This is a genomic window from uncultured Campylobacter sp., from assembly GCF_938045535.1.
Classification (GTDB): domain Bacteria; phylum Campylobacterota; class Campylobacteria; order Campylobacterales; family Campylobacteraceae; genus Campylobacter_B.
This window is the reverse complement of sequence record NZ_CALIMQ010000322.1, coordinates 1-10,425: the sequence shown is the minus strand read 5'-3', so window position 1 is coordinate 10,425 and position 10,425 is coordinate 1. Positions and strand designations below refer to the sequence as shown.

At 44.3% G+C, this 10,425-nt stretch carries 10 protein-coding genes; 6 read left to right on the top strand and 4 right to left on the bottom strand.

Annotated features, from left to right (window positions below):
- Positions 1 to 77: 77 nt before the first annotated feature.
- Positions 78 to 707: a non-canonical purine NTP pyrophosphatase gene (locus tag Q0095_RS09980; protein WP_297883362.1), complete on the bottom strand. Its 630-nt coding sequence runs from the start codon at positions 705 to 707 to the stop codon at positions 78 to 80.
- A gap of 105 nt (positions 708 to 812) precedes the next feature.
- Between Q0095_RS09980 and Q0095_RS09975 the strand changes: the two genes are divergently transcribed.
- The 6 genes from Q0095_RS09975 to Q0095_RS09950 all read left to right on the top strand — a co-directional run bounded on the left by Q0095_RS09975 (position 813) and on the right by Q0095_RS09950 (position 6,870).
- Positions 813 to 2,111, top strand: coding sequence for an MFS transporter (locus Q0095_RS09975; protein ID WP_297883361.1), 1,299 nt, complete (start codon positions 813 to 815; stop codon positions 2,109 to 2,111).
- Positions 2,108 to 3,319, top strand: coding sequence for a molybdopterin molybdotransferase MoeA (locus tag Q0095_RS09970; RefSeq protein WP_297883360.1), 1,212 nt, complete (start codon positions 2,108 to 2,110; stop codon positions 3,317 to 3,319). Before Q0095_RS09975 ends, Q0095_RS09970 begins: the two co-directional genes overlap by 4 nt.
- Positions 3,320 to 3,597: 278 nt before the next feature.
- The gene (locus tag Q0095_RS09965; protein WP_297883359.1) at positions 3,598 to 4,467 is read left to right on the top strand and encodes a hypothetical protein; all 870 of its coding nucleotides are present in this window, start codon (positions 3,598 to 3,600) and stop codon (positions 4,465 to 4,467) included.
- Between the two features lies 1 nt (position 4,468).
- Positions 4,469 to 4,948: a hypothetical protein gene (locus Q0095_RS09960; protein WP_297883358.1), complete on the top strand. Its 480-nt coding sequence runs from the start codon at positions 4,469 to 4,471 to the stop codon at positions 4,946 to 4,948.
- Between the two features lie 28 nt (positions 4,949 to 4,976).
- On the top strand, positions 4,977 to 5,495 hold the full coding sequence (locus tag Q0095_RS09955; RefSeq protein WP_297883357.1) for a DNA-deoxyinosine glycosylase: 519 nt from the start codon (positions 4,977 to 4,979) through the stop codon (positions 5,493 to 5,495).
- A gap of 163 nt (positions 5,496 to 5,658) precedes the next feature.
- Positions 5,659 to 6,870, top strand: coding sequence for a toxin-antitoxin system YwqK family antitoxin (locus tag Q0095_RS09950; RefSeq protein WP_297883356.1), 1,212 nt, complete (start codon positions 5,659 to 5,661; stop codon positions 6,868 to 6,870).
- 1,437 nt (positions 6,871 to 8,307) lie between these two features.
- Here the strand turns inward: Q0095_RS09950 and Q0095_RS09945 are convergent.
- From Q0095_RS09945 to Q0095_RS09935, 3 genes are all read right to left on the bottom strand, one after another.
- Positions 8,308 to 9,039, bottom strand: a complete 732-nt coding sequence (locus Q0095_RS09945; protein ID WP_297883355.1) for a superoxide dismutase — start codon at positions 9,037 to 9,039, stop codon at positions 8,308 to 8,310.
- Positions 9,039 to 9,212, bottom strand: a complete 174-nt coding sequence (locus Q0095_RS09940) for a hypothetical protein (RefSeq protein WP_005870938.1) — start codon at positions 9,210 to 9,212, stop codon at positions 9,039 to 9,041. The genes Q0095_RS09945 and Q0095_RS09940 overlap by 1 nt, the downstream gene beginning before the upstream one ends.
- Positions 9,205 to 10,425: mechanosensitive ion channel family protein (locus Q0095_RS09935; protein ID WP_297883354.1), on the bottom strand; the 1,221-nt coding region annotated here is incomplete at its 5' end. The genes Q0095_RS09940 and Q0095_RS09935, both read right to left, overlap by 8 nt.

Below are 10,425 nucleotides of genomic sequence, written 5' to 3'. Positions count from 1 at the left end.
CCGTAGATTTTCGTGGATTGAATGAAAAGCGTATTATATATATTTTTTCTTAAATTCCGCTTTTTACGGCTCTAAATTTAATGAAATTTAGCAAGTCTCATCTGTTTTTCTAAATTTTTCAATAAAATTCGCATCAGCGCCAGTCCCTTCGTGCGGTGCGAAATTTCAAATTTCACCTCAGCGGGCAGCTCCCCGATCGTGCGGTCAAATCCGCGCGGAATAAACATAAAATCGTATCCGAAGCCGTTGTGACCGCGCTCTTCGCAGATCGCCCTGCCGTACATAAAACCATGCGTGCAAAACTCGCCCAAATCGCATTTTAGCGCGATCGCCGCCGTGTAATGCGCGGATGAGGAGTCTAAATTTAAAGCCCTCAGCTTCCTTGCTAATTTCTCGCGATTGCTCGCATCCGTTGCGCCCGAGCCGCTAAAGCGCGCCGAAAATATCCCCGGTGCTCCGCCTAGCACATCCACGCAGATACCGCTGTCGTCGCTTAACACAAAAAATTCGCTCTGTAAATTTTTGCTCTTTAGCGCCTCATGCACTGCGCGAACCTTAATGAGCGCGTTTTGTTTGAAGCTCGTGCCGCACTCATCGATCTCAAAAGGATCCAGCACCTCGCCGAGCGCGTAAATTTCATATTCTGCAAAGAATTCTTTTATCTCTTTTACCTTATCCGCGTTGCTCGTCGCAAGTAAAATTTTCATCCGCTCTCCTTAAATTTAATGCACCATTTTACCCAAAATCAAAGAATTCATTACGATTTTTGGCTATAATCGGCACAAATTTCATATTATTTGAGGTCTAAGATTATGCTAAAAAGCGTCCTTCCGCTTAGTTTTATTATTGCTACGAGGTTTTTTGGATTATTTATTTTGCTGCCCGTGCTTAGCCTGTATGCGTTGAGCTTACACGGCGCAAACGAAAGCCTAGTGGGGCTACTTTTTGGAATTTACGCGATTATGCAAGTGATTTTGCAAACGCCATTTGGAGTGCTAAGCGATAAGATCGGACGCAAAAAAACCCTTGCTATAGGGCTGGCGCTTTTTATCGTGGGCGCTTGCGTTTGCGCGGCTAGCGAGAGCATTTATACGATGATTTTTGGGCGTTTTTTGCAAGGCTGCGGTGCCGTAGGAGCCGTAGCTACCGCACTAATTAGTGATTTTACGCGAGAGGAAGAGCGCGGCAAGGCGATGGCGGTAATGGGCGCGATGATAGGCGTGAGCTTTGGCGTAGCAATGATTTTAAGTCCGCTTTTAAGCGCCAAATTTGGGCTTGCCAGCCTATTTCATCTAAGTTCGGCGCTTACGCTTTTATGTTTGGTACTGCTTTTTTTCGTAGTACCTACCGAACCGCATATCCGCTCCCTGCGCCAAAAGGTCCCGCTCGGCTCACTTTTGAGCGATAAAAATTTAATGCTTATGAATTTAACGAATTTTTTTCAAAAAGCTTTCATGACGGCAGCGTTTTTTCTAATTCCAATTTTGCTCGTGCAAAAATTCGGACTTTCCAAAAGTGATTTGACTAAAATTTATGCCCTAGGCGCCATTTTCGGTTTTACCGCGATGGGCGCGAGCGGTGCTTTAGGCGAAAAGCGCGCGCTAGCTAAGCAAATTCTACTTATTGGCATTTGCTTTTTCATCGCTTCGTATTTGATTTTTGCGTTTGCTAGCGGGGCGAGCGCTTTCGTAGTGGGTGTGATGCTCTTTTTCGTGGGATTTAACGCGCATGAGCCCATTATGCAAAGCCTTGCGTCCAAATTTGCCAAAGTCGCTCAAAAAGGCGCCGCGCTTGGGATTTTTAATTCGTTCGGATTTTTTGGCAGTTTTTTGGGCGGGCTATGCGGCGGCGCACTTTTTGGCAAAATTGGCATCGAAGCGCTAGGCATTGGCGTCGCGGTTTTGGATGTGATCTGGCTTGTGCTACTTTCTAGGCTGAGCGATCCAAAACTTTTTAAGAATTTATACTTTCCTAAAGGCGGCGATTTTTCCGCACTACAGGGCGTAAAGGGCATTATTGAAATTTACGAGACCGATAGCGAACTCGTTGTAAAATTTAACTCGAAATTGATAAAAGAAGATCAAATTTATAAAATCGTAGGAGGCAAATGATGGAATTTGAAAAATTTGAAAGCGCGATGGAGCGCTTCGCGAGCACGGTGCAAAAGTCCTCGCGCATCGAAAAGGTCGCGATCACGCAGGCGCTAGGGCGTATTTTGGCAAGCGACGTCGCGGCGCCTTTTAGCACTCCGCGCCGTCCGACCGCCGCGATGGATGGATATGCGCTAAAGGGCGCGGATCTAAGCGAGGGGGCTAAATTTAAGATCGTCGGCACGACGCCTGCAGGCAAGATGCCTGGCGCCGCGGCAAAGGCGGGCGAGTGCGTCAAAACCTTCACCGGTGGGCTAATGTGCGAGGGCAGCGACACGCTTCTGCCTATCGAAAACGTGCAGGTGCAAGGCGGCGAAATTATCGTCGCAAAGCCTGTCGCAGTGGGCTTTGCCGTACGCGCGGCGGGCGAGAGCTACCGCGAGGGCGAGCTTTTACTTCGTAGCGGCACGAAGCTCGGCTTTTCGCAGATCGCGCTGCTAGCCGAGCTAGGGCTATTTCACATAAGCGTATTCGTCCGCCCAAAAGTAGCGATCCTTGCCACCGGTAGCGAAATCAAGGATCTGGGCGAAAAGCTCGAAAACGATGCTCAAATTTACAGCTCCAACCACATCGCGCTTGCAAATTTAGTAACGCAACTAGGCTGCGAAGCGATGATAATGCCTCTAGTGCGCGACGACGAAAAAGAGCTAGAAGGCGCGATCCTATCGGCTTTACAGAGTGCGGACATACTTCTAACTAGCGGCGGAGTGAGCGTCGGGGACTACGACTTCGTGCAAAGCACGCTACAATCAAAATTTGAGCTCATCGTAAAGGGTGCGGCGATCAAACCGGGTCGCCACGTGCGCGTAGCTAAAACCGGCGAAAAATATATCTTTGCGTTCCCCGGCTTCCCGCTCTCGGCGCTTATTACGTGCATTTTGTTTCTGCGCGTATATTTGCAAAGATCCTTCGGTGTGCACGAAAATACAGAATTTAGTGCGATCTTAGATCACGACTACGTAAAAAAAACGCCGTGGCTGGAGTTTATGCCCGCCGTTTTGCAAAACAGTGAGGGGCGGCTTTTTGTTAGCCTACAAAGCAAAAAGCAGGGCTCCAGCGCGATTTTGAACAATTTAGACGACGATAGCGTCCTGCTCGTCGCGCCGCTAGAGGTCAAAGAGCTCAAAAAAGGCGAGCTCGTGCGCGTAATCTCGGTACCTAAAATTTAGCGTGCAGCGGTTCGGCGGTAGTTACGGCGGCGGACGGAATTTTAACTGCCGTTAAGAATAGAATTTTACTATCGCAGGAAATTAAGTAAATTGTGGAAATAAGTCAGCGCTACGCTCTACGCAATAGTACGAATGCTGATAATGGCTCATTTATAAAAAAGTTTACTTGATAATAATGGGCGCGAACCAATACAGAACATACAAAATTTAGTATAAGCAGCTACTTAGGTTATTGTTTTTGCTATAATAGCTAAAAAATATCAAGAATGGTATAAAAAATGCTTTTTGAAAGATATGCGTTTAAATATAGAGAAAATAATAATATACAAAATAATATATTTGATATACAAATATCAGATAATGATTTTATGCAAATAAATATAAATAATGAAAATTTTGATATTTTTACAGAGTTGCATGAATATAATTTTTATAATGCCGCTTTTGAAAAGTTGATACTAACATATACAAAGCCAACAATTGTTTATAATATACCCGCTACAAATAGGTTAATATATAAGATTCGCTTGATTTATACAAAAATAAAAGAAGGTCAAACTATAGTGGATTTACAAGATTGGAGTACTATAGGTAGCTTAAACGGACATCAAGGTCTAGTTGATTTTGTTGATATTTTTATTATATCTTATGACAATATGGCAAAAATTGCTACGGAATATAAATATCATTCTATTTCTAAGCAAATTTTATATGGTGTTATTCATGAAATTTTTGATAGATATTTTTTGAGACATAATATTCAACGAGACTATTTTGAAATAGTTATGGATTTTTCCCAAACGGATTTTGAAGAAATTTTTAATAATTCCAGAAAAAACAAAAAAATAGTATTTCATATGGATATGGTAAATAATGGGGCTGAAATAATTAATTCTGGAAAAATAGAATACTCAATCAAGGCAGATACTACTTTTGATAATGCTTTTAGTTGGCTTTGTGGGATATTTAATGACAATATTCAAAGATATTCCATAAAGTGTGAAGATATGAATAACAAGACTGCTTCCATTGATGGCTATTCGGACGACTTGACAACAAACGAATGGAGTGCACCAGCAAGAATAGAAATTGGTGCGCAAAATAATGATGCTTTATATGGACAGTTGGCTCATTTTTTAAGGATCTAACATGTTTGAAGTAATAAAAAAGTATGTATCAAATAGACAAAAAATTCATATGAATACAAAGATTTTTTATTTTAAAAAGTTATTTTTGCCTCTTATACCAACTTGCATATTGTTGTTTTTTGGGATCAAATTTTGTATAAAACATGAAAATGTAGCAACATCACTAGTATCTGTCACTGCTATAATCATAGCTTTTTTGGTTTTTTTAATGTCAACTCTTTTGACAAAAGATAGCAATAAAAATATACCCAATACAAATATAAAATATTCTGAAATTCTAGCTAATAATACGGCGTTCCTTACTATTATATCATCCGTTTCATTGCTTATAAATTTGATTTACGTATATGTGTCAAATTTAGAATGCAAAAGTATTATAGCCTTAAATTTTATAAGTTTTTTTGCATTATATTTTATTTTTCTCACTATAAAAATTGTTGTTGACGATATATTATTTTTATCTAATATTTTTAAGAATTAAAATATTATAGATATTTAAATGCATAAAAATGAATAAAACCCAAACCCATCCTTTTAAGCCGATTTTCGATCAAAATTCTAAAATTTTAATCCTCGGCTCCTTTCCCTCCGTAGTTTCTCGCGAGCTGGGCTTTTACTACGCAAATCCGCAAAATCGCTTCTGGCGGGTGCTGGCGCAAATTTTAAACGCGCCGCCGCCTGCGAGCATGGACGAAAAGATAAAATTCCTGCTCGCCCGCGGCATCGCCGTCTACGACGCGGCGATCTGCTGCGAAATCAAGGGCTCGAGCGACGCCAAAATGACCGCCGTCGTGCCTGCAAATTTAGAGCCGATCTTTAGCGGCGCACGCATCGTGCAGGTGTTCGCAAACGGCGGCAAAGCGCATGAAATCTGCGAAAAATACCTAAAAACTCAAATTTTAAACGCAACCGGCAAAGAGCCCGTCAAGCTACCCTCGACTAGCCCGGCAAACGCAAATTTTAGCTTTGAAAGGCTCGTGCGCGAGTGGGCAATCGTCGCGGAAATATTAAATCGCGCCGAAATTTAGCGCTCGGCTCCGTTAAACAGCGCGCGACAGGTTTACGGGCACGGCTTACGCTCCGCCCGCATCATAAACCAAGCCCGCAGCCCAAATTCCGTGAGGATTTATCTAAAATTTAGCTTCAAATTTTAAAATTCTTCAAATTTAACCGAGCCAAAGGAAGCAAAATATGAAAACCTGCAAAGCCGCGCAAAATTCGCTCAATTTGGGCTTAAATTTAATGCGAAATTTTAGCTTTTCAAGCGCATTAAAGTTCCTGCTTCTGCTTCCGTTTTTGGCGCTAGGCGCGCAAGCTCTGGAGCCAAAAATCGTAATGCAACCCGAGCCGGTCCTGAAAAACGTCCTGTATTTCGTAGCGGACAAGCCCTATAGCGGGACGCTCAAGGTGCTGCATTATAGCGCCGAGGATCTCTACGACGTAAATTTTATGGGCGTTGTCTACCCCAGAGCAAAGCCGCTGCCGCCGACGCTTATCAGAGAGATCGACGTAAAGAACGGCACAGCGGTGCGCGAGCGCAATTACTTTGACGGCAGAGATAAGCCCTCAAACGAATATCCGCTAAAAAACGGCCTATACGACGGCGTCGCGAAGAGCTACTACGCGGACGGCGGCGAGCTGAGATCGCAGAGCGAATACAAAGCCGGCAAGCGCGAGGGTTTTTACAAGCTGTATTATCAGGGAAGCGGCAAGCTAAATCAGCAGGGCGCGTATAAAAATGATAGGCGCGAGGGCGTTTTCACCGACTACTACGAAAGCGGCGAAGTAAGCGCGCGCCATCCGTATAAGGACGGGCTGCGAAACGGCAAGGACGTGGATTATTATAAAAGCGGCAAAGTGCGCGGGGAGCGCAGCTATAAAGGGGGCAAGAGGCAAGGCACGGAAAAATGGTACTACGAAAGCGGCGCGCTAAAGCAGACGGGCGCATACAAGGATGACCGCAAACAGGGCGTTTGGAAGTGGTTTTACGAGGACGGTAAGACGCGTGTAATCGAAAATTTCAAAGACGGCGAGCGCGACGGCACCGTGCACGAATACTACAGGGGCGGCACACTACAGGGCGAATACGAGTTCAAGCGCGACAGCCAAACGGGCGAGGCGCGGCAATACTACGCAAGCGGTGCGCTTGCGGCGAAGGTAATGTTTAGAGACGGACGCAAACACGGGCTATACGAAACATATCACGAAAACGGCGCGCTCAAGGCTAGAGTGACGTTCAAGGATGGGCTCGAGACGGGCACGGCGAAGCACTACTACGCAGACGGCAAGCTCGAAGCCGAGGGCGAGTTTGAGCGCGGCAGGCTCGTGCGCGTCAAAAAATACGACGAAGCGGGCAAACTAATCAGCGATAAATCCGATAAAAACGGACTAGCGAGGGAGTAAAGCGGTCTAAATTTTAAAATTTTAAGTGAATTTGAAATTTTAAAAAGGTTTAAAATTTTGAGTAGACGCGGTTTTGCATTTTGTAGGCGCAATATTTTTGAGCGGAACGGTTTCGTGCCTTGAGCGAGCGCAATTGTAAATTTGATTAGGCGCAGCTCTACACTTTAAATAGACATGACTTCGCGTTTCGATTGATTTCTGCTTCACGTCTCTAACATTTGATTAAGACGCGGCTCCGCACTTTAAAGAGACGAGGCTTTGCGCTTCGAGTGAGCATGGCTTTATTTTTGAAGTGCAGCTTTAAATTTTAAGCGAGCGTGACCTTGAGCATCTGTTTTCGGCTATACATACCGCGCCGTCAAGTGCCGTCTTTAAATGATGCGGCTTTGTATTTGTATAGCGACGTGCTACGTTTAAACGAGTAAAATTCTACGCCGAGCGGCTTTACACGGCACGCGAATACGGCTGCTGCATTTGATGAGGTCTCGTGCAGCGCAACTTGCCGCGTGATTTGAGCCGATGCGGTTAAAATTTCACGCTGTATTTTGGCACACATAACGCGCAGGTACGCCCGACGTAGCATAGCTTGGTTTCGATGCGGCTTGTCTTTTTCGCGTAACGAGCAACTTTGGCGCGGTGCAAATTTTTAAAATTTAAAGCGAAATTTTAAGCCGAAACGACGCTAAAAATTTTAACTGCCAAAAAGTAAAATTTGACGATCAAATTTTGTTAAATTTAGCCCGCGGTTCGCAAGCCGCAATCCGTACTATTCAGGTCCAAATTTCAAATTTACCGCGACCTTGTCTTTGGCGCGGCAAATTTAATCTAGCTGATATTTTAAAATTTGCCGACCGCTTTACTAAACAAAATTTTACGAATAGGGCATGGGTGAACAAAGCAGGGAGGCAGAGAGTGCCTCTCTATATAATTACGGAAGCAAAGAATGCGCTGCTTATTTCGGTATGAAAATTTCATGGGCTTATTTGCAACTTTAAAATTTTGCGTGGTGTTCGCTCGTAGCGTTAAATTTCAATGCGCGGGTGGCAAAAATTTTAAGAAAGCAGAGTCAGATAGAGCTAAATTTCGTATAGGAGTCCGTGCAACGTGGTATTTACGCACAAGATATAAGCGCTGAAAAGGAGAAGCACTCGGAATTTGGCGCGTAACGAGCGGTGAACTATAGTCAAGCAAACTTCAAATTAAAAATCTTAAATTTTAATCCGTGGACGCCAAATGAGCTCAAGATCAAAATCCACGTAAATTTTATACGGCGAGATAGCAAGCCTAAGGTCTCGCGACGCCACGGGCGATACGATGCAGTATTCGCGAGGCAAAATATAGACGCCAAGAAGCGGAAGGCGCTTGAAATTTAGCGCGCGGCGGGCATAGAGAACCGAAAATCCGCAGCGCTAAAGTTTGCGCAGCAAAAACCCAAATCTACCCGCAACAGCCGCAATCGCAGCGCGAAGATGCGGCGGGGTGAAGCTCGCTGATGTAGAGCTTTACGGAGTCAAGTCCTTGCTTTTTCGCCTGGAAGTAGGCGTCGCTTGCGAAGCCGAAGTCGGCAAAATGCAAGAAGCTCTCCACGTAGAACTTGCGCGCATTTTGATGATCGGCATAATAGGCGTGCTCCCAAAGATCGCAGGCTAAAAGCGGAATTTTACCATGCACGATCGGCGTGTCCGCATTTTGCGTCGTGATGATTTCTAAATTTGCGCCGCGCTCGTCGCACGTGAGCCAGCACCAGCCGCTACCGAAAAGCCCCAGTGCGCGCTTTAAAAACTCGCTTTTAAAATTTTCCATCCCGCCGAAAGCCTGAGCTAAAGCGTCCGCGAGCTCGCCGCTAGGCTCGCTTGGCTGCGCGATACAGTCGAAGTAAAAATCGTGGTTGTAAATTTCAGAGGCGTTGTTAAAAATACGGCTAAAACCTAGGCAAATTTTATAAAGCTTTGAAATTTGCGAAAACTCGCACTCCTCGCCGTGCGCCTCCCTGAAAGACTGCGTAATGATCGTAAAAAGATCCGCGTTTTGTATCGGCGTATCCGCAATGTCTCGATTTAGGGTGGAGACGTAGTCCTCGCAAAGCCCGCCGTGGTGAAATTTTAAGCTTTGCAGGCTAGCGATTTTATTCGCGCGCGGATCAAAAGGCAATGCCCTGGATCTAAACACTAATAATCCTCGCTGTCCAAATCGCTATAATCGTTGAAACCATCGTCGTCTTCGTAGCTGTAATCGTCCTCGTCGTAGTTGTAGTTGTAACTCTCGTCGCCTCCGATTAGATCATCGTCCTCGTATTCGTCCTCATCGAACTCTTCGTCTTCGAAGTCATCGAAATCAGCCATTTTGCTCTCCTTTGTCGTTGGAATTTACTTTTGATTTTACGCATTCGCTTGCTATTTCCGGGATATTTTCGATATAAACGCTCTGCGATGGGAAGGCAAACGATAGTCCGTTTTGCTCCACGATCTCCATTATTTTAAATAAAACATCCTCTTTCGTTTGGATGAAATTTGCCCATATTACGGTTTTTGTGAAGCAGTAAACTAAAATATTAATGGACGAATCGCCAAAGCTATCTAGCGCCACGAACATGGTGCTTTTATAGCCCGCTAAATCGTCGATAGAAACCATGTTCTGTCTATAGCGCATACGAAAATCTTTAGAATTTAGCGCTGTATCGGCAGATTGAGCGATGCCTGGGTGAGATTTTAACATCTCTTTTATGTCGTTTACGCACTTTCGCAGTTGAGCCGTGCTCGCACCATATTCGACGCCCACGGTAAGCTTTAAATTCCGCCCTACCTTCCTGCGGCTCCAGTTTTTGATATTTTGCGCCATTATGTTGGAATTCGGCACAAAAACAAGAGCGTTGTCAAAGGTTCTGATCGTCGTCTTTCTGAAGCCTGTTTCTACGACGTTTCCTTCTATGTCTCCTAATACGACCCAATCACCTTGCGAGAACGAGTTATCAAACAATAGCATCACGGATGAGAAGAAATTCGCGATGATGTCCTTGGTCGCAAACGCGATCGCAAGTCCGCCGATTCCAAGAGATGCCATAAGCGCCGAGATGTCAAAGCCCAGACGCTTTAGCACTAAAAGTGCGGCGATGATGATTACGATGACGTATAGAATTTTAACAACCAGATTTATGATATCTTTTCTGACGCCTTTTTTCGTGATGTTTCCAAGCACAACAATACCGTAACCATCGATGATTTCGATGATGAGCCATGCCCAAAGTACCACGTAAACGATCGAGAATAAATTTGCAAATTTTATCGGCACAGGCGCCGGATAATAAAATATACTAAGACAGATATCAACTGAATAAGCGATCAGTAAAATACCCATCGGACGCTTGATGATGCCTACTACTTGCGTTTTTAGAGTTTCGCTATCCAGCGAAAAGCTTTTATTAAAGAATTTAAATACGAAATAGATGATGTTGGCAAGCAGCCTACGAAGCGAGTAGAAAAATAGTGTAATCAGCGTGATTAGAATGAGTTTGCCGAAATTTACGTGGCTGAGCTTAAACGGAATTTTATCGTTGAT